The organism is Micromonospora sp. NPDC049004 (genome assembly GCF_040649315.1).
In the GTDB taxonomy this organism is placed as follows: domain Bacteria; phylum Actinomycetota; class Actinomycetes; order Mycobacteriales; family Micromonosporaceae; genus Micromonospora.
Genome location: NZ_JBEZFG010000003.1, coordinates 715,010 through 739,864, shown reverse-complemented (window position 1 = coordinate 739,864; position 24,855 = coordinate 715,010). Strand labels below are relative to the sequence as shown.

20 protein-coding genes are annotated in these 24,855 nt (G+C 69.3%); 7 read left to right on the top strand and 13 right to left on the bottom strand.

The window, feature by feature from the left end; genetic code table 11:
* Positions 1-440: 440 nt before the first annotated feature.
* Together AB0B97_RS12605 and AB0B97_RS12600 are read right to left on the bottom strand one after the other, a co-directional pair.
* Positions 441-2,000, bottom strand: a complete 1,560-nt coding sequence (locus AB0B97_RS12605) for a carboxypeptidase-like regulatory domain-containing protein (RefSeq protein WP_357493163.1) — start codon at positions 1,998-2,000, stop codon at positions 441-443.
* 565 nt (positions 2,001-2,565) lie between these two features.
* Positions 2,566-3,006 carry a hypothetical protein gene (locus AB0B97_RS12600; RefSeq protein WP_357493161.1) on the bottom strand — a complete coding sequence of 147 codons (441 nt, stop codon included), beginning with the start codon at positions 3,004-3,006 and terminating at the stop codon, positions 2,566-2,568.
* A 516-nt stretch (positions 3,007-3,522) separates the two neighbouring features.
* Between AB0B97_RS12600 and AB0B97_RS12595 the strand changes: the two genes are divergently transcribed.
* Complete coding sequence (locus AB0B97_RS12595; RefSeq protein WP_234580869.1) at positions 3,523-4,095, top strand: sigma-70 family RNA polymerase sigma factor; 573 nt, start codon at positions 3,523-3,525, stop codon at positions 4,093-4,095.
* A complete protein-coding gene (locus AB0B97_RS12590; RefSeq protein WP_357493159.1) occupies positions 4,092-5,237 on the top strand; it encodes a hypothetical protein in 1,146 nt (381 codons plus the stop codon). The genes AB0B97_RS12595 and AB0B97_RS12590 overlap by 4 nt, the downstream gene beginning before the upstream one ends.
* 433 nt (positions 5,238-5,670) lie before the next feature.
* Here AB0B97_RS12590 and AB0B97_RS12585 read toward each other — a convergent pair whose 3' ends face one another.
* Positions 5,671-6,801, bottom strand: coding sequence for a LacI family DNA-binding transcriptional regulator (locus AB0B97_RS12585; protein WP_357493157.1), 1,131 nt, complete (start codon positions 6,799-6,801; stop codon positions 5,671-5,673).
* Between the two features lie 564 nt (positions 6,802-7,365).
* Between AB0B97_RS12585 and AB0B97_RS12580 the strand changes: the two genes are divergently transcribed.
* Complete coding sequence (locus AB0B97_RS12580; protein WP_357493155.1) at positions 7,366-10,074, top strand: RICIN domain-containing protein; 2,709 nt, start codon at positions 7,366-7,368, stop codon at positions 10,072-10,074.
* A 119-nt stretch (positions 10,075-10,193) separates the two neighbouring features.
* Here the strand turns inward: AB0B97_RS12580 and AB0B97_RS12575 are convergent, their stop codons facing one another.
* Together AB0B97_RS12575 and AB0B97_RS12570 are read right to left on the bottom strand one after the other, a co-directional pair.
* A complete protein-coding gene (locus tag AB0B97_RS12575; RefSeq protein ID WP_357493154.1) occupies positions 10,194-11,039 on the bottom strand; it encodes an NAD(P)H-binding protein in 846 nt (281 codons plus the stop codon).
* Between the two features lie 79 nt (positions 11,040-11,118).
* Positions 11,119-11,649, bottom strand: a complete 531-nt coding sequence (locus tag AB0B97_RS12570) for an MFS transporter (RefSeq protein ID WP_357493152.1) — start codon at positions 11,647-11,649, stop codon at positions 11,119-11,121.
* 114 nt (positions 11,650-11,763) lie between these two features.
* Between AB0B97_RS12570 and AB0B97_RS12565 the strand changes: the two genes are divergently transcribed.
* Both AB0B97_RS12565 and AB0B97_RS12560 read left to right on the top strand, forming a co-directional pair.
* A complete protein-coding gene (locus tag AB0B97_RS12565; RefSeq protein ID WP_357493150.1) occupies positions 11,764-12,747 on the top strand; it encodes a YafY family protein in 984 nt (327 codons plus the stop codon).
* A gap of 724 nt (positions 12,748-13,471) precedes the next feature.
* Positions 13,472-14,422, top strand: coding sequence for a LysR family transcriptional regulator (locus AB0B97_RS12560; protein WP_357493148.1), 951 nt, complete (start codon positions 13,472-13,474; stop codon positions 14,420-14,422).
* An 85-nt stretch (positions 14,423-14,507) separates the two neighbouring features.
* Here the strand turns inward: AB0B97_RS12560 and AB0B97_RS12555 are convergent, their stop codons facing one another.
* Genes AB0B97_RS12555 through AB0B97_RS12525 form a run of 7 tightly spaced genes read right to left on the bottom strand, consistent with a single transcriptional unit; the run spans position 14,508 to position 21,653 of the window.
* The gene (locus AB0B97_RS12555; protein WP_357493147.1) at positions 14,508-15,176 is read right to left on the bottom strand and encodes a DUF402 domain-containing protein; all 669 of its coding nucleotides are present in this window, start codon (positions 15,174-15,176) and stop codon (positions 14,508-14,510) included.
* Positions 15,177-15,180: 4 nt separating this feature from the next.
* Positions 15,181-16,143, bottom strand: a complete 963-nt coding sequence (locus AB0B97_RS12550; RefSeq protein WP_357493145.1) for a class I SAM-dependent methyltransferase — start codon at positions 16,141-16,143, stop codon at positions 15,181-15,183.
* Complete coding sequence (locus tag AB0B97_RS12545) at positions 16,140-17,183, bottom strand: phosphotransferase (RefSeq protein ID WP_357493144.1); 1,044 nt, start codon at positions 17,181-17,183, stop codon at positions 16,140-16,142. Before AB0B97_RS12545 ends, AB0B97_RS12550 begins: the two co-directional genes overlap by 4 nt.
* Positions 17,180-17,713 (bottom strand): hypothetical protein, encoded by a 534-nt coding sequence (locus AB0B97_RS12540; protein ID WP_357493142.1) that lies wholly within the window; start codon positions 17,711-17,713, stop codon positions 17,180-17,182. Before AB0B97_RS12540 ends, AB0B97_RS12545 begins: the two co-directional genes overlap by 4 nt.
* Before the next feature lie 46 nt (positions 17,714-17,759).
* A complete protein-coding gene (locus tag AB0B97_RS12535; RefSeq protein WP_357493140.1) occupies positions 17,760-18,596 on the bottom strand; it encodes a hypothetical protein in 837 nt (278 codons plus the stop codon).
* A 17-nt stretch (positions 18,597-18,613) separates the two neighbouring features.
* The gene (locus AB0B97_RS12530; protein ID WP_357493138.1) at positions 18,614-21,046 is read right to left on the bottom strand and encodes a radical SAM protein; all 2,433 of its coding nucleotides are present in this window, start codon (positions 21,044-21,046) and stop codon (positions 18,614-18,616) included.
* Positions 21,047-21,101: 55 nt separating this feature from the next.
* Positions 21,102-21,653, bottom strand: a complete 552-nt coding sequence (locus AB0B97_RS12525) for a hypothetical protein (protein ID WP_357493135.1) — start codon at positions 21,651-21,653, stop codon at positions 21,102-21,104.
* A gap of 298 nt (positions 21,654-21,951) precedes the next feature.
* On the opposite strand from AB0B97_RS12525, the gene AB0B97_RS12520 reads away from it, so the two are divergent.
* The gene (locus AB0B97_RS12520; protein WP_357493133.1) at positions 21,952-22,617 is read left to right on the top strand and encodes an HAD family hydrolase; all 666 of its coding nucleotides are present in this window, start codon (positions 21,952-21,954) and stop codon (positions 22,615-22,617) included.
* Between the two features lie 15 nt (positions 22,618-22,632).
* Entirely contained in the window at positions 22,633-23,772 is a 1,140-nt protein-coding gene (locus AB0B97_RS12515) for an acyl-CoA dehydrogenase family protein (RefSeq protein WP_357493131.1), read from the top strand.
* 36 nt (positions 23,773-23,808) lie between these two features.
* Here AB0B97_RS12515 and AB0B97_RS12510 read toward each other — a convergent pair whose 3' ends face one another.
* Entirely contained in the window at positions 23,809-24,558 is a 750-nt protein-coding gene (locus tag AB0B97_RS12510; RefSeq protein WP_357493129.1) for a PIG-L deacetylase family protein, read from the bottom strand.
* Between the last annotated feature and the right edge of the window lie 297 nt (positions 24,559-24,855).

The window sequence follows — 24,855 nt, the reverse complement described above, 5'->3', positions numbered from 1 at the left end:
GACTCGATTCCTCCGATCGTGTCCGGATCTTGCCAGGCACTTCGACGGTCCAGCAACCCTGCGCCGGTCGTGCTGATGTCAACGCGCATTCGATGCCTCGATGACGGTTGCCGTTCCTACCGCGGGCCGGCCCTCGTGCATGGTAATCGTCATGCCCGGCCGCGGGTCACGCCAGAGGGCGGGGGACAGTGGGCCAAGCGGACCGACCCGGTTGCGCCGGGTGGCAACGCTGGCGCGGACTCCACCCAGATGCGTGCCACGAGCAGATCGGGGTCGCCTGCGGCCCTACGCCGGCCGAGGTCCTCAACTGCACCCACCCCTACCTGCGCCTACACGTTGTCCCAGCTTGCCGACCTGCGCACTCGCTTGGCGGAAGTCGGCAATGAACGCTGACCCGGCCCGGACCGGGGTGCGCGGGCGGCGCCGGTGCTCGTCCCGGCTCAGCTCCGCCGGCCGGGAAAGTTGACGGTGAACGGCGAGGTGCCCACCCGGATGGCGGACGCGTCGACCTGCCGGACGTAGTCCGGGTAGCAGCGGTCGGGGTGCAGGCAGAGCCGGACCCGCTGGCCGGGCACGAGTCGGGCGTCGTACCGGCCGTCCTCGACGTTCTCGTCGACCGCGACGATGTCGCCGGTGTCGGCGTTGTAGACGTGGACCGGGTAGCCGTAGCCGTACACCGGGAGGCCGTTGGCTTGGCCGGAGATGGCGGTGCCGGCGCTCATCCGCTCGTTCGCCACGGTGGTGCCGCCTGCGACGACCTTGATCCGGGTCGCCTTGACGCTGTTCGGCGCCCCACCGGACCACTGGGTGGCGTAGACGCTGTTGGCGCCGCCGTTGCCCGGTGGGATGAACGCCAGTGACCACTCGTACGGGCCGAGCCCGCTGAAGGTGTACGAGCCGTCGCCGGGAACCTTCCGGGTGGTCTCGTACCAGAACGGATCGTAGGTCGTCAGCGCGACGGTCACCGACACCGGCTGGCCGGTGACCGCGTCGGTGATCGACCCGGTGATCGACCCAGCCCGGTCCAACAGGATGTCGGGCAGCGTGGTGATCCCGGGCCCTGGCGCGACCGTCAGTGCCTTGGTCCGGTCGCCGGTGCCACCGCTCGGGCCGACCCACTGCGCGCCGTGCCCCTCGGCCGAGCCGCCGGCCCAGATGTTGTACCGGTCCGGGTGGAGGCTGTGGAACCGCACCACCCCGTTCTCGTCGGAGATCTCGTTGGCGTCATAGATGTCGGGGAACCGCTTGTCCACCGAGATGGCGATGATTCCCGCGTTGGGCACCGGCGTGCCGGTCGCCCGGTCTCGCAGTGTCACGCGCAGTTCGTTACCGGGTGGCTGGACCGGCAGCGTCGCGTGGGTCACCCGCCCGGCGACCGCGGTCGCCTCGACCATCCCGCCCTCGTGTACGCCGTCGTTCGCGGCGCCGGTGAATCGGTAGTGGCCGGGCGGCACCTCCAGGTCGACGTACCCGTTCGGGAAGGTCCCGGTGGGGCTGGTGCAGATGAGGCCGAGTTCCATCGGGTCCTGCACACAGAAGTTCCGCACCTCGGCGCCGGTGGCCGCGTCGGCCGCGACGAACCGGATCCGACCGGCCGGAGGAAGCACGTCGTCGACGACGAGCCGGCCACGGGTCGGCACGGTCACAGCTCCCCAGGGGAACCCGAGCCGGCTCGGGTAGTAGCGGGGCCGGAACACGCCGGGCAGTTGGTTGGTGATCCGGTAGCGCCCGGCCGACACGCCGGACACCCGCCACCGGCCGGCCCGGTCCGTGGTGGTCGAGTAGGTCGGATGCTCGGCGCCGGAGTCCGGCGCGAGGGTGACCCTGACCTGGCCAGCCGGTCGGCCGGACCGTTCGGTCAGAGTGCCGCTGACTGTCGCGGCAGCGTTACCGGCGCGGACCGGCGCGACCGTACCCAGCACCGCGTCGACGCCGAGCAGCAACAGTGCGCACAGCGCCGCCAACAGGAGAGTCGCGGGACGTGCTACTCGGCTGTCCATCGTGGTGGCACCTCCGGAATCGGCAAAGCTCGGCTCGCTCGCTCGCGCACGTCAGGGCAGCGTAACTTTGGCCGTCATCACTTGAAGTCATGTGATGAACACGGACAGCGTCGGTTTTCGAGGCATCTGCAACTCGCTACCGACGGTCCGGGCACTGCCAGCCGCTCGTGTAGCCGGACGGACTCGTGTCTTTGGGCCTCTGCGGTTCGGACGTTTCCGTCGACGACCCGACCTGTACGGCCGAGACACCCTGGCCCCGCCTGCGCCACTCGATCAGAACGCGTGGGACCCCCCGGTACGGGAAGCACCCCGCCGCGGGTGCGCCAGGCGGGAGTCGCCGCCGCCGAACCCCGTGCCGACGGCCAGCATTCTGGCCTTGGCCAGGGGCGTGTCGCGGTACTGATCGTGCGCCGCCGGATCTCCGTGACCACGGTCGCCCGGGCCCGCAGGCGGTGGGTGCCTGCCCGCTGCGAGCGTTGAGTAGCGCCGAGAGTCAGCGTCCCCGTGGGTGTTGCCGAACTCACGGGGACAGACACGCCCGACCGCGAAGTGTCGGCCCGGCCGCTCAGGCGGGGCTGAACTGGATGAGGACCGACGCGGTCGGCAGTTCGTCCGGAGCGGGTGGCGCCTCGGTGCGCCAGGCCAGCCGTACGCGCCATCGGCGGCCCGGCGGTAGGCGGTAGGCGTCGGCGATGCCGCCGGCCGTGCCGCTGGCGAACCCGAGGATGCCCGACTCGAAGACCACCTCGAGCACGTGGCTGCGGTCCCAGCCGCCCGGATCGAAGTCGGCCGGCCCGTCCCAGGTCTCCAGCCGGGTGTCGCTACCCAGCACCACGGCGTCGTCGATGTTCTCGACCACCACGAAGCCCGGCGCCGAGCTGACCCATTGATCGAGCTCGTGCGGTGCGGGTGGAACGTTGCGCCGGTCGTTGCTGTCGTCGATCATCGCGAACAGTCGATAGTCGACATTGACGTACAGCTCGGTGTGCTCGACCAGCGCCGCCATGCTGGCCCCTCCCCGCTCGGTGGACTGCGAGGGTAGCGTTCTCCCGCTGACCGTGAGTGTCCGCATACTTGCTCACCCGTGCATCGGCAGCAGCGAGTGTCCCGAGTGGGCCGCCGCTTGCGGTGTGATGGCGGTGGTGATTGCAGGCGTAAGAGCCAGGCGGGTAGGGCCGCTCGTCGGGCGGTCTCGGATCGGTTGGCCCGGTCGCCGCGCCAGAATCGGGCGAGCCGCAAGTCTCGGCGCCCCTGGCAGCCCCATCGAGAACCAGATCCAGCCCTGAAACGGCGGGGAGACTGCCGATGTGGGCTGGGAGCCTCGCTGCCGCTACCTCCCAGCTTCGACTCCCGGCCTTGGCCTGGGCCCCACGCTTGGGCCCCACGCTGACAGCGTCGCAGCCGCTCATGCCGCCGAGAGGTCGCTATTGGGCGACCGCTTGCCGTCGGCCCTCGGCGCCTGAACACTTTCCCGCCTGATCGGCAATGTCAGGGTGAAGCGCGAACTTTGCCGAGGAGGGCCATGGCTTCGGATGCGGATTTGATAGGCCGGTCGCTGGATGGCGATGTCGACGCCTTCGTAGAGGTGGTCGAGCGTCATGAGGCCGCCGTCGGTTCGTACCTCGTTCGCCGGGCTGGGCGGGATGCGGCTGAGGACCTCCTGGGCGAGGTTTGGGTTGCGGCGTTCGAGTCGCGGCGATCGTACGACCGGTCGTACGACGATGCGCGGCCGTGGCTGTACGGCGTGGCATTGAATCGCTTGCGGCGCTACTGGCGAGCCCGGCCGGCAGAGGACCTGGTGGCGGACGTGCCGGACGTGGCTACTGGATGGGATCCGTGGTCGGCGGTGGACCTCGGCGTGGACGCCCGGGCGGTGCTCCGGTCGGCCCTGACGCGGCTCAAACCCGAAGAGCGGGAGGTCCTGAGGCTCGTCGCCTGGGAGGACCTGACCGCAGCCGACGCCGCGCGGGCCCTCGGCATACCGGCCGGCACCGCGCGGCGGTTGCTGAGCCAGGCCAGGGCGGCATTGCGCGACGCCCCGGGGGTGTCCGCGCTTCTGAAGGACCGCAACAGCGCGAAGGAGAGACACCGATGACCGACGAGCTTGATCTGGTCGGTGCGTTGGGCAGCGCAGAACCACTGCGCCCGGAGGCGTATCAGCGGGCGCGGGCGGTGCTGCGGGCGGCTATGGCCGACCCCGGAACCGTGCGGCTGCTGGGCGCGATATCAGCGGAAGACACAACTATGGAGGCGACTTCAACCATGGAAACGACGACAACCACGCGGGACCACGAATCCAGCCCGGCGCTTCAGCGCCGCCGCAGGATCGGTATCGCGGGTCGATTGGGCATCGGTGCCGGAGTTGCGGTTACCGCCGCCGCGGCAGCTGTCGCTGTGGTGCTCAACTTGTCGGCGACCGGGGGCACGGAGGCCGGCAACGATTCGGCGGCCGCCGCCTCGGGCTCGACCACCGTCAACGGGTCCGCCGAGCCCGCGCCGCTGATGATCTTGGCCGGGTCCATCAAGACGGTCACCCCGTCGGGGGGCGACGCGTGGCTGGTGAAGGCGACGCAGGTCAGCGGCACCAAGACCATGCAGGTCGTCTACACGCTGTACACCGACGGTCACGCGATCTATACGGGCAACAGCGTGAAGGACATCAAGCGTGCGATCGCCCGTCACCAGGACCAGATGACGGACGGTGGCTACGCTCCGCTCCTCAAGGCGGCCGTCGCCGCAGCGGACAGCAGCCCGGCCGATGGCCGGACCCAGATGCTCAAGGCAGCCAACGATCCGCTGGTGGGCCTTGACCCCGCAGCGCAGAAGGCGGTGTGGGACAAGCAGCAGGCGGATGCCCAGGTGATCATCAGGCAGAAGGGCGGTAACGCCGAGCCGAAGCCGTACAGCCCCCAGGCCGTTCAGCGGCACTTCGACAACGCCCTGTGGACGTACAGCACCGAAGCACTGTCCGCTGGCGACGGCAACACGCAGGTCCGGGCCGGTGTGCTGCGTCTGCTGTCCACCATCTCCGCGGTCAGCGTCAAGAACTCGACCACCCACGGCAAGGCCACGCTGACGATCACCGCCGGCCCCGAGGTGTTCGGCGGCGAGGGCAGCGAGGTGCTGACCATCGACGCCACGACCGGCATGCTCGTCAAGGACGTCTCCACCGTGCCGGGCCTCCCTCAGGCCTCTACGACGTACGAGTCCTCCCGCGTGACGAAGGCCGACCTGTAGGCCGGGAGTTCCCATCCACCGTCGCTGACTACCTGGTGCGATCCCGCCGCAGGCACCGTGACCAGCGGGTCCGTGGTGGTGACCTCTTCGGAGGTCACCACCACGGCTAGGCTTGTGCGAGCTTCAGAATCGCACTGAGCGTTATCGGCGGTGGGGCAACGGGCCGTGTCTCGGACACGTTTGCTGCCAGGTGAACTCGCGTGAGCGGGCGAGTTGTTGCACGTAGGTCAGGGCGTCGCGGTAGCCGGTGATGACCTCCCAGGTTTGCGGGTTGGTCTCTACCGGTTCGTCGCCGGCGACGGCCGCGGCGGCGTCGTCCAGAGGCACCTGGTAGCCCTCGATCGAATTCGAACCCTGGATGGCGCCGCTCCTCAGCGACGGCCGGTGCGGGCCTCGGGTGACGTGCCGCCGTAGGTGGACAGTTCGACGCTGATCAGGGCCGGGTGGATGGGACTTCGCTGCCGGCGGGCTGACCGTGCGGGCCACCGTGGGCATGGGGAATCTCCCGGCGGCCAGGTCCCGGGATCGGCCGGGGCGGTGGTGGCGCCGTCGAGGCGCGGACGACGAGCTCGACCGGTTGGTCGGCCGCCGGTGGAAGCTCGACGTCCGGCTTCTCGATGACCTGTACCAGCAGCGCGAGGCCCTGCCGCGCGACCTCGTCGAACCGCTGCCGCACGGTGGTGAGCGGGGGAGTGACGTAGGCGGCGACCGGGATGTCGTCGAATCCGACGACGCTGATGTCCTCGGGCACGCGGCGCCCGGCCTCGAGCTGCGCGCGGATGAGACCGATCGCCATGTCGTCGTTCGCGGCGAACACCGCGGTCACGGTGCCATCGCCGGCCAGTTCCCGGCCCGCCGCGTAGCCGGACGTGGCCGACCAGTCGCCCTCGACGACCGGCGGCTCGTCCGCGCCATGGGCTCGCAGCGCCTCGCGCCAGCCGGCGAGACGGTCCCGTGCCGAATACCACCGCTGCGGGCCGGCCAGGTGATGGACGGTCGCGTGCCCCAGCTCCAGCAGGTGCTCGGTCGCGGCCCGCGCGAGCCGGCCCGCGCCGACCCTGGCGGTCACCACCTGCGGCGCGGCGAAGGTGGGCGGCGCGCCGAGGACCAGGACCGGCACGTCGACGCTGATGAGGCCGACGCCCTCGTCGATCGGCTCGGAGATGACGACGCCGTCCACGCCCTGGTCCAGCAGCGACGCCAGGGCGCTCGCGATGCCGCCCGGGTCGCCCTCGATCGTGTCGGCCAACCGCAGCGTGTAGCCCACCTCCCGGACCGCCCGCTCGATGCCCATGAGCCACGACGCCGGCCCGTACAAGGCGCTGCCGAGCGTCACCACGCCGATCGACCGGGTCCGCCCGGACGCCAGCGCCCGGGCCGCCTGGTTGCGCCGGTAGCCGAGCTCCTCGGCGGCGTCCAGGACCCGCCGGCGCACGTCGGCCGAGACATACGGCTCGTCGTTGAGGACCCTGGACACCGTCTTCTGGGAAACGCCGGCCAGCCGCGCGACGTCCACGCTGCGCGGCGTCGGAGGGCTTCCACCCGGCCTCGCCAGTCGCGTCACGGCAGCTCCCATCGTCGGCCATAGTCCTGTATGATTGCGTAGTCATGTCTACGCAGTCAGACACCCGCCATCAAGAGCCCGTAACCCGCCCGTGACGCTGGCGAAGCACGTTCCTCACCAACACCCTAACTTCCGTTTCGAACCGAACAAGTCAGGCCGCGCCGCCCGCCGACTTCGCCGAGGGCCACAGTGCCGGCCACGCCTTCAGCGTGTCACGCGGCCGGGGGTCACGGGGGCGAATCGGTTCGCTACTCGATCAGCGCAGCGTCGGTGGGCCGGCGACACGGAATGTCTGAGCGCGATGCCCTAGCACTCCGGAAGGGTCGTACTCGTCGGCGGCCACTCGGAGCTCGCGAGGCGTCAGGAGCAGGAAGTAACCGTCCTGAAACCTTGACTTCACGCTCGATGCACCCATTAATGCATATCTATGTATTCGGGCCGCAACCATCCTTCCCGGGTGGTCGGCGACGCCGGCAGACTTGTCGAATCGATTCGTGCATCGGCCTTGAGTCCATGCCCTGAACCGGTGTTGCAGAGCTGGCGGATGAGTCACAGGAGGTAACCGTGCATCACACGAACGTCCACTGGGGTGGCCGATTGTCGGCGTTGGCCAGAGGGCTGGCCGCGACTGTGGCGCTCGGCCTGCCTCTGACGCTGGGTGGCCTGACCCTGGCGACCCCGGGGCCGGCCCTGGCCGCGCCGGTCGTGACGCAGAGTGTCGCGGCCGCCGGACTTGATGGTGTGGCGGCCGGTAACGGCGCGATCGCCTCGGTCGATCTGGCCGGGACGTGGGCCTTCACGCCCGCGGGTCGGGGAACGACCTCGATCGCGGTGCCTGGTGGTGGCTGGTACAAGCAGGGCTTCACCGACGTGACCGAGGCGGTGTACTCGCGCAGCATCACGGTGCCGGACTCGGGGCAGCCGCAGTCGACCTGGATCGAGTTCGGCGCCGTCAACCACCAGGCGACACTGTCGGTCGACGGCCGCGTGGTCGCGACCCAGACGACGGCGTTCACCCCGTCGAACTTCGACATCAGCGCCTACGCGGCGCCCGGCACCACCCACACGATCACCGTGAACGTGAAGGGCCGCGGCGCGTTGAAGGCATCCAACGGCCGGTACCTGGTGCCCGACGCCGCCACGTGGTCCGAGGCGGTACCGCAGGGGATCTTCGGGTCCGCGTTCCTGCGGGTGTACCCGGCGGTGTACGTCAGCGATACATTCGTGCGTACGTCGGTGGCGAACAAGACGCTGACCTACGACGTGACGGTGCGCAACACGTCGGGCAGTTCCCGGTCGGTGACGTTGACCGGGTCGCTGGCGTCCAAGAACGGAACGGCCTTCAGCTACCCGGAACTGCCCAGCCGTACGGTCACCGTGGCGGCCCGCTCGACCGTGACCGTGACCGTCGGGCCGGTCGCGTGGAACCTCGACAGCACCTCGTACTGGTGGCCCAACGTGCCGTACCGGTCGGGGTACCGGGCGCAGCTGCACGGGCTGACGGTGCGTGCCGCCACCGACGACGGCCGGACGAGCGACGCCGAGTACCGATTCGGGTTCCGGGAGGCCACCCAGAACGGTGACTACTACTACCTCAACGGCGTGCGGGTGAACTTCCGCGGCGACAACCTCCAGGGTGCCGACTATGACCGGATCAACAACGGCGGCAAGGGCGACGCGTACCACACCCTGCCCGGCTTCCTGCCCCCGTCGTCCGGCAACGGCGGCTGGCCGCAGGCGGTGGACAACTACCAGCGGCTGAACTACAACGTGGTGCGCATCCACCAGGAGCCCGGAAGCCCGTACATGTTGGACGTCGCCGACGAGATGGGCCTGATGATCATCGACGAGGTCGCGATTCGCGGCTCCCAGTCCTCGCAGGAGTGGAAGGAGTCCGTCGGGCACGACAACATGGTCAACCACGCCCGTGCGCTGGTCCTGCGCGACCGCAACCACCCCGCGATCATCCGCTGGAGTCAGAACAACGAGCCGAACCAGAGCGGCCAGGATTCCGAACAGTTCGAGAAGGAGCTGTACGCGGCGATGAACGGCGCCGACGGCACCCGGCCGATCATCGCCGAGGTGGGCGTCGGCGGGAATGTCAGCCTGTATCCCGGGATGACGTACGCCAACTTCGCGGTGATCCCGCACTACGTCGACGGCTTCGGCAGGTACGGGGAGGGCCTGATCACCGTGAACGGGCGGCCCGACGGCGAGGGCGAGTACATCTGGCCGGCGTGCAACAACAAGCAGGGCTTCGAGTGGTTCGCCACGGCGACCCTGGCCAAGCGCGGCAAGGGCGCCACCGACCTGCGTCCGTACACGCTGCTGTCCGCCTGGGCCAGCGTCGTGCCCGGCGTGCGGAGCACCGACTTCACCCCGGAGGAGGGTGGTCACCCCATCTACGGTGCGGACAACCTGCCCGACCCGTGGAGCAACCCGCAGATCCAGCGTGTGCAGGCGGCGTTCAACCCGGTGGCCGCGGTCGACCTCCCGTACTGGTCCGCCTCCGGCAATTCGGACTCCAACGGCAGCTTCCCGCTGCCGCAGGCGGTACCCAGCTACGCCCGCAACGCCACGGTGACCCGCACCATCACCGTGTTCAACGACGACTTCACCAACACGTCGGTGGGCTTCGCCTGGACCGCCCGGCTCGACAGCCCGACCGGCGCGGTCGTCGCGTCCGGCAGCACCACCCTGACCATTCCACTCGGCTCACGGGTCACCCAACCGGTGTCCTTCACCGCCCCCGCCACCGGCAGCCGCGTGTACCTGCAGCTGTCGACCGTCAAGTCCGGCAGCACCGTCTTCACCGACTCGGTCGAATACCTGAACCTCGGTGGGAGCGGTGGAACCGGGCCCACTCCCGGCACCTACCGCATCGTCAACCGCAACAGCGGCAAGCCCCTTGCCATCGCCGGCAACTCCACCGCCGACGGCGCCAAGGCGATCCAGCAGAGCGGCACCCCCACCTGGACGATCAGCGCCACGCAGGACGCCTACACCCTGCGCTACACCGCCTCGGGAAAGGTGCTCGACGTCAACGGCGCCAGCACCACGATTGGCCTGCAACTGCAGCAGTGGTCGGCAAACGGCGGCACCAACCAGACGTGGTACCTGCGACCCACCGGTAACGGCTACTACACCATCGTCAACCAGGCCAACGCACTGGTGGCCGACGTCTACGCCGCCTCAACCAGTGACGGCGCCCAAGTCGTCCAATGGACCGCCAACAACGGCACCAACCAACAGTGGCAGTTCGTACCCGCCTGACCAGTAGCAAAGGTGAGTGTCAAGTTCGGCCGCCGGTAGCGGGCTGCCGATTGTCGCGCCGACTCGGGGGCACGGTTTGTGCGCCCGAGTCGGCGCGATCCAATCACGTGGGACACGAGCTACCGATCCGAACCGACACGAGCGTGCGCTTCGGCCCACTCGCGCATGCTGCGCGGCGCCCGGCCGGTCACGCGCTCGATGGTGTCCGTGACCGGCGCGGGCTTGTTGACGTGCGTCTCCCAAGTGGCGAACAAAAGGTCAGCAGGCGCGTGCGGGGCGATCTCCGCCCGCGCGGTCGCGGGATCGATCTCCTCGTATCGCAGCTCACGGCCGTGCGTCCTGCCGATCAGCTCGATCTGCTCCCGGTGGGTAAGCGACTGTGGTCCGGTGACGTGGTAACGCTGCTCGCTGTGCCCGTCCTGGGTCAGCGCTGCCACAGCGATCCCGGCGAGGTCAGCGGGGTGAATCGGGGAGCCTGCTGCGTCAGCGTAGGGGCCTCGAACGACGTCACCGGCCGCGAGCTGTCCAGGGACGTCGAATGCCCAGTGCAGCGCGTCGGCGGAGTTGATGTCCAGTCGCAGGAAGGTCCACTGCATCCCGGAGTCGATGATCGCCTGCTCGATTCCGTGGTGGAACGCCGCGATGTCGTTGGGCTGCTGCTCCGCGTTGTCGTCGATCTCCGCCGTGGACTGGAACACCACGCGCTTGACACCGGCGTTCTTCGCGGCCTCGATGAGCTCCGGCACCCCAGGGCCCATGGCGAGGACGAAGATCCCGTCGACGTCCCTCACCGCAGCCGGCAGAGTCCCAGGGTCCTTCATGTCGCCGGCGACGACCTCAGCGCCGGCAGGAAGATCCGCCTGCTGCGGATCACGAGTCAGGGCCCGTGCAGGCTTACCGATCGACACCAGCTGCTCGACGATGGACCGGCCCACGGGTGCCGTAGCCGCAGTCACGAGGATCATTGATTACTCCAGAAAATGGTGAGGTCTGAGTGGGATTAGGTCTCGGCTTGCTGTCAGATGCTCGCGAGCTGCTCCTGATTCACCTCCGCCATGGTTGTTTGACGTGCCTTCTTCGGTAGCCGGTGAACGCGCCAATCGGAGCATTGATCAGGAACACCAGGCGCCATCCGAGAGCGAACAGGTCTGCGTTGATGAGCAACCCCGCGACGATGGACGCGCCAGGGCCGACAGGCCGATCACGGGGCCCAACGTGCCGAACGCGCCTTCCCGATCTCCTCGGGCGGGAAGAGGTCCGGACCAACCCGAAGGCCTGCGGAATCATCAACGCGGCGAACAGGCCTTGCACCGTCCGGGCGGCGATCAGAGTGTCGGGCGACCACGCGGCCGCACAGGCCAGGGAGGCGGCCACGAAACCGGCGGCGCCCACCAGCAGAAGCACCTTGCGGCCAAATATGTCGCCCAGGCGCCCGCCTGTCAGCAGGCCTCCAGCTAATGCCAAGGTGCAGGCTGCGGCGATCCACTGCACGCTCGCATGTGACCCGCCAAGATCCGCTCTGATCGCTTGCGCCGCGATGTTGACGACAGTGGCATCGAGCAAGTTCATGATCATCGCCGCGAGGACAGCAAAGAGTCCGAGCCAGCGGTGGCGTCGTGTTGTCCATGCCGCAGACTCTGGCAGCGAAGTAGGAACATCAGTTTCCTACTGGGGTGGGAAACTTCCGGCATGTTGGAAACATCGGCGCGGTTGCTCCGGCTGCTGTCCCTCCTGCAAACCCCACGCAGGTGGAGCAGCACCGAGCTGGCCGAGCGGCTGAACGTGACCACCAGAACCGTGCGCAACGACGTCGAGCGTCTCCGCGCTCTCGGCTACCCGGTGCACGCCACGTTCGGCACCGACGGCGGCTACCGCCTCGCCGCGGGCGCAGTCCTCCCGCCGCTACTGCTCGATGACGAGGAAGCCGTCGCCATCGCCATCAGACTGCGCACCGCCACGCCGTCCGTAGCCGGCATCGAGGAATCCTCCGCCCGAGCCTTGGCGAAACTCGAACAAGTGCTGCCAACCCGGCTGCGGAACCGAATCAACGCGCTACAGACCTACAGTGTCGCCGTCTCGGCAGGCGACGACAATCAGCGGGTTGCCGCAACGGCGCTCAGCGAGATCGCCGCAGCGTGCCGAGACCGGCAACGACTGCGTTTCGACTACCGCTCCCACGACGCCTCAGAGTCTCGCCGTGAGGCCGAGCCCTACCGCCTGGTCAACTGGGGGAGACGCTGGTACCTCGTCGGTTGGGACATCCAGCGGGAAGATTGGCGCACCTACCGCGTCGACCGTATGACCTTGCGTCTACCGCACGGGCCTCGGTTTCTCGCCCGGCCGCTGCCGGACCCGGACGTCGGCGCATACGTCATGCGCGGGATCGGCCGAGCCGTGTGGCGGCACCGGGCGACAATCATCGTGCACCTGCCCGCCGAAGTCGTCGTCGAAAGACTCCCACCAGCAGTAGGGCCCGTCGAATTTATCGGTAGAGATCGCTGCAGGGTGCGCACAGGATCTGACAACCTCGAGCAACTCGCTGTCTGGTTCGGTCTGCTCGGCGCCGACTTCGAGGTCATTGAGCCGCCGGAGCTCCTCGGTCACCTCAGGATGCTTGCCGACCGGTATCGACGCGCCGTCGGCGACACACCAAGCACCACCCGTGCCGACTGACCCCCAACGCCGGCCGCGCTTCGAGCCGGGACAACGCGCTCCGGGGTGCCTTGAGTCCCGCCTGACCGGGCACTGTGAATTTCGGAATGCCTGCTCGGCTGTGACTGGCCGCAGGGGCCCAATTCCGTCGACAGGAATGGCGTCCGTTCGCGGCGAGTGGTCGACTCGCCGAGCCGGGCTGCGGTCTACGGCTGTACGAGCCGATTCGGCGACCGGTCCACGCTCAACAGGCGAAGGATGGACGTCAATGTCAAGCGGCCCTCTTCGAGTGGCTAATAAAATCTGACCGGCGTCGACGCCGCCCAGACGTCGGCCCACGCACACGAGTCCGTCGGGCAGCCCTCCGTCGTCCCTGGACGGTCGGTCGGTGCCCCGTTCTGCGGCGTCCGGGTCGGCAGGTGGTGGTCGCCACCTTGAAATCTCGAAACGCGAGACGTCGGCTGGATCGTCTTGCGCCGGCCGGGTGTGCTCTGGAGACTACCGGGAGTAGCCCTGGCAGGCCGACTGCCCGTCAGGGCGAACGTTCACTGATACGGGGGCGCTACGTGGACATGTCGTTGTGCGGAATCACCGCGAGACCAGACGTCGACCACGGCCATTCCATGCCGTGAGCGCGCGGTCAGCCTTCGTACGTCGTTGACGCCTCCCTGCCGAATGCCCGATGGCAATTCGGTCGTCACGTGTGCCCTCAGGAGGTGCATTCCGCTGCTCAAATGGAGGAACAGTGCAGGATCTCAGCCGACTGCTCGCGCTCGTCGCGGTGGCGGAAACCGGTTCGATTTCTGCGGCCGCGTCAAGACTCGGTTATACGGCCCCCGCCTTGAGCCAACAAATGGCCAAGCTCGAACGGGAAGTTCGAATGCAGTTGCTCGTACGGCACCGCCGGGGCGCGCGGCTCACCGCTGCCGGTGAGCTGCTCGTGCAGCGGGCGCGCGAGATCGAGGCGATCCTGCGGGCCACCGAGACCGACCTGATGCAGTTCCTCGAGGTGTCGGAAGGTCAGCTGCGCATCGGCACCTTCACCACGGGCGAGACCCAGTTCCTGCCCGACGTCCTGGCCGAGTTGCGCCGCAGGCACCCGACCATCGCCCTGTCCATGCAGGAGTTCGACCATGCCGACGGGTTCGAGCGATTAGCCGAGGGCGACATCCATCTCCTGCTCACCCCCTCGTACATCCACGGCCGACCACCTACCGTGCCGGCGGGGCTGAGCTCGGAGGTGCTCCTCGAGGAAGAATTGCTCCTGGTCGCCAACGAGGGGCATCCCCTGACGGCGGAGCGCATGCCCCTGCACTGGACAGCGCTGGCGGGTTTTCCCCTCATCATCGGGCGGCGTGGCCTGGCTTCGCGTGAGGCGTTGGAGGCGCTGTTCGCGAGCCGTTCGATGCCCCCTCCGGTGGTCGCGTTCGAGACGGCGGACTATGCGATGGCGTGCGCCCTCGCCGGCAGCGGGGTCGGCGTCGCCTGCGTGCCGAGGATGGCCGCCAGGGCGAGCCGCGCGCCGATCAGCGTCCGGCCCTTCGCGGCTCCGCTGCTCAGACATGCCATCAGCCTGCTGTGGCGTACCTCGGACATCACGCCTCTGGTGCGTGCGGCCCGCAGCGTGTTCCGCGAGACCTTCGCCTGCGGCGGGGTTGGGGAGGCGCGGGATGCGCTCGTCGCCTCGGTGCACTGACCGGACCGCACCCTCGCCCCCTACTCCGATCAGGCCGTTCCCCTTGTCCGGCCTCGCCGGTCCGACCGGCGATGCAGGTCCGGTCTCAGCCGGAGTGCTCGCCGACGCCGAGTCTTGGCAGGGACCAGCGCGGGTCGAGGTGGGGCACCGGCCAGTTCGGGTCGGGACGCCAGTCGGTCCAGCGCACGTCGAACGGGGGATCGCGCCGCAGGGCCGCCCGGCTCAGTGCCACTCCCTCGGCGCGCATCGACCGGACGCTCTCCGGCGGCACCAGACCCCGGCTCGTCAACTGGGCGAGATCGCCCTCGTCCTTCCAGGTCGCCGTGCCGTCCGGGGCGACCCGGAGGTCAAGGGCGTAGTCCATGTACTGGACGGTGGCGCCCGCACGGACGTACGGGCGCTGGAAGTTCACGTACCAGCCGAGGTGCGCGCCTTCCCGATCCCAGCAGACCCAGACCACGTGGTGCAGGCCGTGCGGCATGAGCCAGAGCGTGTTCATCCGCCAGACCCGGTCGATGTGCACCCAGTCCGACCGGACGAGGCACTCGGCGATCCGCTCGCCCCGGTCGGCCGGAGCTGGCCTCTCCGGCGGGGAGTCGGGTGCCCGCCACTCGGTGCCCGCCGGCATCCACAAGACGAGGAGATCGCCGTCGTCCCGCACCGCCGTCATCGGCCGCGCGGACCACACCCGGTCCCGCCAGACCTCCTGCACCAGCACCTGCTCGCCAGGCGTCCACCGCCGCGGTGCCGTCATGGCCTCACCCCTCCAACTCCGCAAACCGGCCGATGGGGTGCGGTGAGAGGGCGACGCTGCCCCTCGCCTGACAGTCCTTCGCCACCTCGACCGCGCTGACATCGGCCAGCACCTGGTATCCCGTGGAGCTGGCCAGAGTGGCCAGTTCCCGGGGCGAGGAGCCCCAGACGAAGGGTTCGCCGTTGCGTCGTACGCTCGCCGCCATGCTCGCGACGGCTGCGTCCCGAGGCTCAGCGAGATGCCGCGCCTCCCAGTAGTCGAGCACGACGGTCAGCCCAGCGGTGAAGAACCCGCCGAGCGCCTCCAGGGTGGCGGAGATCGCCTGCTCCTGCAGGTAGTAGGTGACCCCGCTCCACGCCACGAAGGTGCGCCGGGTGCCGTCGAGCCCGGGAACCTTCCGCAGCACCTCGTCGAGCCGCTGCTCGGCGAGGTTCGCCGGGACCATCCGCAGCCCGGTCACTCCGTCGGGGCGCAGCCGGGCCACCCGGGCCCGCTTCAGTTCCTGCGTGGCCGGCTGATCGATCTCGTACACCGTCAACCCTTCCGCCCACTCCGGTCGGCGCAGCGCGAAGCTGTCGAAGCCCGCGCCGAGCAGCAGGTACTGCCGCGCTCCACGGCCGCAGGCGCGGCGCAGGGCATCCTCGGTGTGACGGCCGCGCAGCAGCACGTGCGGCGCCGCCACCGAACCGGCGCGCATCCACCAGCGGATGGCGCCCTCCGGGTTCCGGTCGGCCTGCGGACCGCGTACCGCCGACGAGCCGAGGACGCTCCCGCGGAAGAAGGCCCACTCCTGCTCGCTCAGCAGCTGCGCGGCGACCGGGTCGACGTGGACCGGCGCTGGCTCGTGAGCGGTGTGGAAGGCTCGCATGAACGCGTTGCCCAGCGCGGTGGAACTGGCCCCGCCGGTGCGGGGACGGTCACCCCTGGCCGCCGATGCCGCCTTGCGGGAATCCTGCGGGTCGTTCACAACGCATCGAGTTCGTCGAAGGCGTGATGCCGCACCAGGGCCGCCGTGGCCCGGCGGACGGCGGCGTCGTCGGGGACGCCCGCCCCGTAGGCCGTGCGCAGCGCCACCCGGCGCAGGTAGTGGTAGAGCAGAGCACAGCGGTAGTCGCTCAGCAGCACGTCGGCAGTGATGCCAGGCACCGCGACAGTCAGCTCCCTCCGGTAGAGCTCGAGCAGTTCCACGTCGTCGGCCTCGCTGTTGGCGACGAGGAAGGCCAGGTCCAGCGGTCCGCGGGCACGGGTCGCGGCCTCCCAGTCGATCACCCGGATTCCCGGCTCCGCCGGATCGGCGGGGAACAGCACGTTGCCCGAGTGCAGATCACCGTGGACGACGGTCACGGGGGGCGCGCTCAGCGCCCGCAGCAGGGCCGGCGCCCGCTCGGCGAGGCGTGCGGAGCCGGACCGCACCTCGGCGGGCAACCAGCTCGCCTCGGCGACGGCGGAGAGTCCCGCCGAGCGAAAGGTTCCCACCAAGAAGTCCGCGCGGGCCGGGGCGGCCTCGTCGGGCAGCCACCGCCACTCGTCCGGGACGCGGTCCCACCAGCGGGCATGGAACGAGGCGAGGGCCCGGACCGCTCGCTCGCTGTCGGCGGCGGAGAGCACGGCGCGGGGCGGCAGGGTTCCCTCGGCCATGTCGTCGAGGACCAGGACGAGAGAGGTCCCGCGGGTCGCAGGGCCCCAGCCGCGCAGCCTCGGCAGGCGCAGCAGTTCGGTGCCGTGGACGCCGTCCGGGCTGTGCACGTGACGTTCCACGGCCGGCAGACCGAGGCGTTCCTTGAACGCGCGCACGCCGTCGTCGGCCGGCGGGAACTTGACGATCAGGTTGCTCGGCCGCGCCGGGCGGCCGGGGCCGGACGCGTTTGCGGCGCGGCGCACCCGCCACACGTGTGGCGCACCGTCCACCGGTTCGATGGTCAGTTCCTCGTCCGCGCCGATCTCGGATCCGGGCAGGGCCGAAAGGATGGCCGCGTCGAGCGCCTCGGGGGTCAGGCGCGTGGTCACGACAGGATGGCCCCGAGGGCCGCGTCGTGGGCCCGGACGGCCCGGACGATCTCGTCCAGATGCCCCTCGTCGTGCGTGCAGGTCGACTCCGCGACGACGCGGCCCACCGGCACGACATCGCCCCAGGCCGTGCCGGCCACGGGGAGCGCCAGGAATGCGTCGTCGAGGGCCTCCACCTCGGCACGGATGCGGCGTCGGGCCCTCGTGACGATGTCGAGGATCTTGGACACCGGTACGCCCTCGTAGGCGCGCAGTCGTTCAGCGTTCGCAGCGTCGATGTCGAAGTCCGGCCGACGGTTCGTGCTGCCGGCCGCGGCGAGCCGGCGCAGCTTGGCCATCTGCTCGTCCACCTCGTGTTCGGGATAGTAGACGGCGAGGTGGCAGAGGGTGTCCCTGACGGTCCACGTGCCCACCCCGGTCGGCAGGTCGGCGATCTCGTCGACGACGGACGCGACGGACTCGATCCGCCTCCGCTGCTCGTCCATCGAGGCCAGCAGCTCGGCCCTGGTGCAGCTATCGGTGATGGTCATCGAGCGCTCTCTCTCGGTAGGGTCTGTCGAGCAGGCGAAGCCCGGGTCAGGAAGCGACGGACGCGTCGCCGGTGCCCGGCCAGCGCAGGCTCAGGGGGCGTGACGCTGTCGTACGCACCTGCCGCCAGAGCATCCACGTCTCGGGCCGGGCCAGCAGGCTCCTGCGCACCCACGCGCGCGGTTCGTCCGCCGACTGTTCACCCGCCTCCCACGGCGCACGTCGTCGCAGCCGCAGCAGCAGGCGGCGCCCACCCGTTCCGTCCTCGGGTGTCACCCGCCAGGTGAACACCTGTGCCCGGGCGAGGCTGACCATGCGTGGCACGGGAGCCGGGGCGCTCTCCTCGTCCGGCCCCGGCAGCAGCGGAAGACCGTCGACGCCGACATCGGCGTAGCTGACGAACAGCCCGCCCTGGTCGCGCGCGGCGCGCAAGGACAGGCTGAAGCCTCGGCCGGGCGTGGTCCACGTGGAGTTGCGGAGCCCGTAGTGGCGCATCACGGGCAGCATCGCCTCGTGGACGAGGATGGTCTGGCGCAGCCCGAGGAAGTCCAGGTGGACCGGGCCCACCGTGTGGGCGTGCAGGTGCGCACCGACGAGCAGCACGGGACGGTCCGTACGGGCCGCCGCGGCCAGCTCCGGCAGACCCTCGACGCGGACGAAGGACCCGCGCTCGTCGTCGGCCAGACTCAGGTACCACTGTTCGTCGGCGGCCTTGTCGATCCACGTGTCGTACCAGCGGTCGACGAGCGGCGGGTTGGTGGCGGCCGGCAGCCCGGCCGCCACCATCGCCGCCCGGACCTGGGTGCTGACCTCGGAGCGGATCCCTTCGCACTCGTGCGCGATGCGATCCCGCTCCGACTGCCAACTTCCACCGCTCCGGGCCATGGCACCCACCGGGCTTCCTACGCCTGGGCCAGGCGCAGCAGCTTGGGGGCGTGCTGCTCGATGACCGGCCGGACAGGCTCGCCCAGACGATCCACCAGGGTGGTGAGCTCGCGCTGGACGTCCTCGGGCATCCGGCGCTTGAGGGCGTAGCGCAGGCTGTGCTGGACCGTCCAGTCGGTGAAGCCCTCGGCCTGCGCGAAGGTCGCGATCCGGGCGGCGGCCAAGGCCTCCTCGGGGGTGCCGAAGTCCGCAGCCATCCGCAGTCCGAGGTGCAGGTACGGCGCGTTCTCCTCGTTGAGGTAGTCCGTGAGGGCACGGGGATTCCGCCCCTGGTCCCGGAGCACCCGGTGCACGTCGGTCATCGCCCGGTGCTTGAAGGTGATCTGGTCGATCGCCGCCTTGAGCCGGAGGTCGAGGGCGTCGAGCACCTCGTCGTCGATGGTGCGCCCGGGCGTCCGCCGCCAGGCTTCGACGGTGCTGGCGAAAAGGGCCACCACACCGAGCGCGGACGGGTGGTCACCACCGTTGGTGCCCAGCGTCTCGACGATCGAGTCCACCCGGTCTGCGGTGGTCCGGATAGCTTCGAGGGCCACTGCCGAGACGATCGGATCGTCCGGCATGACGTACTGGAGGAGATCAATCGAGCGGCCCGAGCCGTCGGGCAGGGTGTACGGCTTGGTCGTCACCTGGTGGGCGCCGTGCTTGGTCAGGTCGATGCCGGGTGCCGCCTTGACCAGCGGGTGCACTGCGACGGAGATGCCCGTCTTGTAGGTGATGAAGTCGAGTAGGCCGTTGAGGACGCCGGCGAGGTCGCCTTCCTGCACCAGCGGATAGAACGGGATGGCGGTGATCCGCATGTGCAGACCCGCGTCGTGGCCAATCTTGGGTGCCTCGAGGATGTGCTCCCAGCTGTAGCGGGGCTTGAACTTGCCGATCTGGCGGGCGACCCGCTCCACCGGGGTCTCCAGCCCGAGCAGCATGGCCCGGAAGCCGACGTCGCGCAGGTCGAGCATGATGTCGGGATCCACCTCCATCGGCACGGTGGAGACGTAGATGGTCTTGCCCTGGGTCGGCTCGTTCTCGCGCAGCGCCGAGATCAGGGACTCGACGTGTGAACGGCGCAGCAGGAAGTCGTCGTCCTCGAAGATGTACATCTGGAGATCGGGGTAGGCCGCCGCGGCGCGGTTCATGGCGCGCACGGCCTCGCTGCCGTCGTAGAAGTAGAGCTGCTCGCCCCACTGAGTGAGCTGGCAGAACTCGCAGGCCCGGGGACAGCTGCCGAAGACCGTCATCATCTTGATGGCGTTCGGACGGTGCACGTAGTTGCTCAGGCTGAGCGTGGAGCGGGCCCGCGCGCCGGTCTCCCGGCCGGACTCGTCGGTGCTCGCCCCCGCGTCGATCTGCGGAAGTTCGGCGAGTTCGAGCGGGATGTTGAGGTCGTCGGGAGCGCAGACGTCCATGATGTTGGTGGGCGTCCAGTACTTCGTGTCCAGCTCCATGAGCTTGACGTCGAGGCCGCCGGAGAACACCCGGCGCTCGAACTCGGTCAGCTTGACGACCCGGGTGTCGTGTACCCGCACGGCGTCGCCGGTCCGGTCGGCCAGGTGCAGGTTGGGGATGTCGCGGAAGAGTTCCAGGGCGGGCCGGTTGTCCCGGGGCCCCTCGTACGCGGAGGAGAAGATCATGTCCGCCTCGCTGGTCTCGCCGTGCGGTCCGACGACGACGTCCAGCGGGGTGTACTCCAGATATTCCCGGCGGCAGAAGTACGAGCTGTAGCCGGCGCCGACCAGGCGGGGCACGTAGCCGCGCTCCTCGTGCCGGCGGCACTGCTGGTTGAGGAAGTACATCGACTCGATCTCGGTCTGGGTGAAGAAGTTCGAGGTCGAGAAGAGGAAGTAGCAGCGCTCCCCGAACTGGTCGAGGGCCGCCTCGCAGGCCTCGAACTCCGAGTCGCCGAGTTCCAGGTTGAAGGCCTTGACCTCCACGCCGAGCAGGCCCAACCAGGACGCCACGTAGAACGAACCGATCGGGGGCTGGATGCCGAGGACGCGGCGCGAGCGGTTGCCGACCGTGCCGCCGCGCACCGGGTACTGGCCGCCGACGTTGGGTACGAAGATCGCCGCGGGACCGTCCTCCAGCGGGCTGCGGTCCAGGTCGTAGATGGAGCCGTCCGCCACCGTGAGAGCCAGCAGGTTGGCGGACACCCGGGCGTAGGTGCGGTTGTCGGTCTTGTCGAGGCGCTGGATGGCCTTCTTCACCATCGGCGTCAGGGAGCCGAGTTCATCGAGACTCTCGATCGGCAGCTCGGACAGGCCACGGGCGAACAGATAGCGCTCGGGGGTGGCGAGTCTCGCGAAGCCCTCCTTGGCCACCTTACGGTCCAGCCGCTCGGTCTCGGTCTCCAGGTAGGTGCGGTCAAGACGCTCCTGCTTGCCGTTCTGGAACAACAACGAAGACTCCTCGGGTCGATCGGGTTGTGCCGCCGAGCGGCGCACCGAGCGGACGTCAGTAGTGGCGGAACTTGCTCGTGTACCAGTCGGTGAACCGCTCGATCAGCGAGTTCAGTTCGCTCTCGCCGGGATGGGTGCGCCAGTCCCATCCGCTGTCCAGCCCGTTCGCGTCCACGAGGAGCTTCTTCAGCCGGAAGCCCGTGACCCGCCCGTCCGCCGGGTCGTCCGCGGTGAAGTAGGCGAGCGGCTCCTGGTGACCGGCGTCGAAGGGCGTGTGGACGTAGATGTAGGGCCGGAAGCCGATCTGTTCGCGCAGTCCCGGCAGCGGTGCCGGGGATGAGGCGAACAGCTCCGACAGCGGCTCGTGGATGCGTAGCGAGCCGGGCAGCGAGCACAGGTGCGGATGGAAGGCGTAGTCCTCCTCGGCGAACGCCGACGCACCGCCGCCGCCGCGACCGTGCTCGTAGAAGACGGGGGGCGCGTCGTACACGTCGCTGTAGAAGCCGGTGACCAGAGACTGGAGCGTCTCGATCTCGGGGAACCACTCCTCGAGAACGTCGTCGAAACAGCGCAGACGAAAAGGCGTGTCATGGCATGCCCTCGTCATGATGGAAAGGTAGCCCTCGACCACCTGCCCGACCGGTGCCAACAAGTAGAAATTAGGTGTTGAGACCAGTAGCTGGCTGGGCGATATAGCGGCTGGAAAACAAAAGAGACACCGTGGTCCGTCCCGACTTCTCACATCGACTTGCACGACTCCCCCTGGCGCGGTGTAATGACGGGAATCTAGCGCCCGTTTCCTGGTAGGTCCACGCCGGGTCCACATTTTGGACGGTGGTATCAGCATTGCCGAAGACTGATGAAAGATTCGATTAAGTGTGTTGCTTGTGGATACCGTGAAAGCTGTGCTCTTCGATCTCGACGGCACCCTCTTCGACTACGACGGATCGGTGACGGACGCCTTGCTGGGCTGGCTTCCCGAACTGGGTGTCGACCCCTCCGACGACGTACTGGAGCTGTGGCGGAGGCTGGAACGCGAGCACTATCCCGCGGCACATCGCGGAGCCATCAGCTGGAGCGAACACAGAAGGCGGCGGCTGCGGGAGTTCCTCGTCGCCCTCGACCGCCCGGTCGACGAGCCGTCCTTACTGGAGGTCTTCGCCGGCTACCTCGACAGTTTCGAACGGGCCTACCGGCCCTACCCGGACGCCGTCCGGGCCCTGACCCGGGTCCGCGCCGCAGGTCTCGCCGTCGGGGTCCTCAGCAACGGCTCCACCGGGCGGCAGACCGGGAAGCTGCGGGCGATCGGACTGCTCGGCCTCTGCGACGTGGTCTGCGTCTCGCAGGACCTGGCCGCCGCCAAACCGGACCCCGACGCGTTCCTGCGCGCCTGTGCACGGCTCGGGCAGCCGCCCGGCGCGGTCCTCATGGTCGGTGACAACCACGAGTGGGACGTCCGTGCCGCCCGCGCGGCCGGGCTGCCCGCGCTTCACCTGGACCGCCGGGGTGACCGCCCCGAAGCGGACCCCCACCGGATCACCACGCTCGACGCACTGTTCACCCCCTCATAAGGAGTTGGTCCTCAGATGAATCCGCTGCCGGAGGAAGCCGGCGGGATCACGCCGTGGCTGGAGCGGGTGGCCGGGCTGGTGCCCGCCATCCAGGAGGCCCGCGACACCGTCGAAACCCTGGGCCACCTGCCACCCGACCTGGTGGCGCGGCTTCGGGACGCCGAGCTGTACCGGTTGTGGGTGCCCCGGTCCCTCGGTGGCCACGAGGTGCCACCCGCCGTGATGCTGCACGTGGTGGAGGAGATCGCCCGGCACGACGGCTCCGTGGCCTGGTCCATGATGGCCGGGGCCAACTCGGCGCTGCTCGCGGCGCGGCTGCCCGAGGCCGGCGGCAGAGAGATCTTCGGCGACCCGCTGACCGTGGTCGCGGGATCGCTGCACACCGCAGGCACGGCGGTCCGGGTCGACGGCGGCTACCGGCTCACCGGCAGGTGGCGGCTGGCCAGCGGGTGCGCGGAGGCGAGCTGGCTCATCTGCTCCGCCTCCGTCACGGATGAACCCGACAGCAGTGGTGCGCACATCTTCTTCGTACGGGCCGCGGAGAGCGAGGTCATCCACGAGTGGAACGCGGTCGGCCTGCGTGGCTCGGGGAGCAACGGCTTCCGGGTGACTGACGTCTTCGTCCCCGAGCACCGGCACATCGCGCCGGGCGCCGAACTGGTCGTGGACGGCCCGCTCTACCGGAGCTCCATGGCGCACTTCATCAATCCGCCGTTGGGTGCGCTGGCCCTCGGCATCGCCGAGGACGCCATCGGCTGCTTCCACGAGCTGGCGCAGAAGAAGACCGCCCGCGGCAGCGACCTGACCCTCAGCGAGCGCGGCACCGTGCAGGAGAAGGTGGGTACGGCCAGGTCCCTGGTGCGCTCGGCCCGCGCCTACCTGCACGCGGCCACCGCCGACATCTGGCGCGTGGCGGCGACGGACGCCGACATCCCGCACGAGCTGACCGCGGAGATCATGCTCGCCACGGCGACCGCGGCCAAGAACGCGGTGGAGGCCGTCGGCATCCTCTACACCGCAGCCGGATCCAGCTCCGTGGTCGAGTCCAGCAGGCTCGCCCGCTGCTTCCGCGACGTCAACGTGGTCAACCACCACGACGCGGCGTCGCTGCAGGTGTTCGAGCGGGTCGGCCGCTACGCGTTGACGGGGCGGTAGCGGCCGTAGGTGGTCTCCGCGAGCCAGGGACCGGTCCTAGTCCGCGGAGACCACCCGGAACGACTCCGCGTACCGTCCCTCGGGAAGCCGCCCGGCGCGGGCGATGGTCGCCGCCCACCGTCGTACGTCGGCGTCGAGCGCCTCCGGATCGGCGTGCTGGCTGGCATGGCAGCGCAGTGCCGCGCACTTGGCGTCGAGGGTGGCGGTGATGTCGACGTACGTGTTCGAGTCGCGCCCCGTCATCACCCAGATCTCGGCGACCCGCCACGGATCCAGCCCGCCTGCGGCGAGTTCGGGAAACGCCCGCGGGTTGCGGGCATCGGGGTATACGGCGCTGAACAGCGCCTCGCCCACGGCGAGATGGTCCGGATGGGAGGCGCGGATCCGGTCGATCTGTCGTACCGGTGAATGCGTCACCACCCGGTGTGGACGGTGCGTGCGCAGCACCCGGGTCAAGCAGCGGCGGAGGGCCGGAGACGGTGTCAACCGCCCGTCCGGAAGCCCCAGGAAATCCACGTGCCGGACGCCGACCGCCCGTGCCGCGGCCTGCTGCTCCGTCCGGCGTGCGGCGGCGACCTCGGCCTTGGGCAGCGCGAGGTCGGAGTGACCGGAGTCCCCGTCGGTCACCACGCAGTAGCGGACGTCCTCGCCCTCGGCGACCCACCGGGCGACGGCGCCCGCGGCGCCGTAGTCGACATCGTCGGGATGCGCGGTGACGACAAGCGTGCGGCTGCGCACCTCCGTCTCGCCAGCGAGCGGGGAACGCGTATTCGAGGACTCGGCCATGCCTTCACACTAGGTCGGCCACGACTCCGGCATAAGCCGGTGAAGCAGGTTTAAGAAAATGTCGCCAACAGCCGTCACGGTCCCTTTCATCAAACAATTCATATGCTGGGAACGGTCATTGACACCGCCGGGTGTGTGCCGTGTAGGTTCGCCAGACCACGCCTTTCACGCCACGTGCTCGCGGCACCATTTACAGAACAGCGCCCGGAATCCCGATGAATGAGCGGCTCGCCTGCGTTAATGCAGGGGCCGCCGTCTCCTGCCATCGGAATGTCCGGCACCGGGCCGGCGTGAACA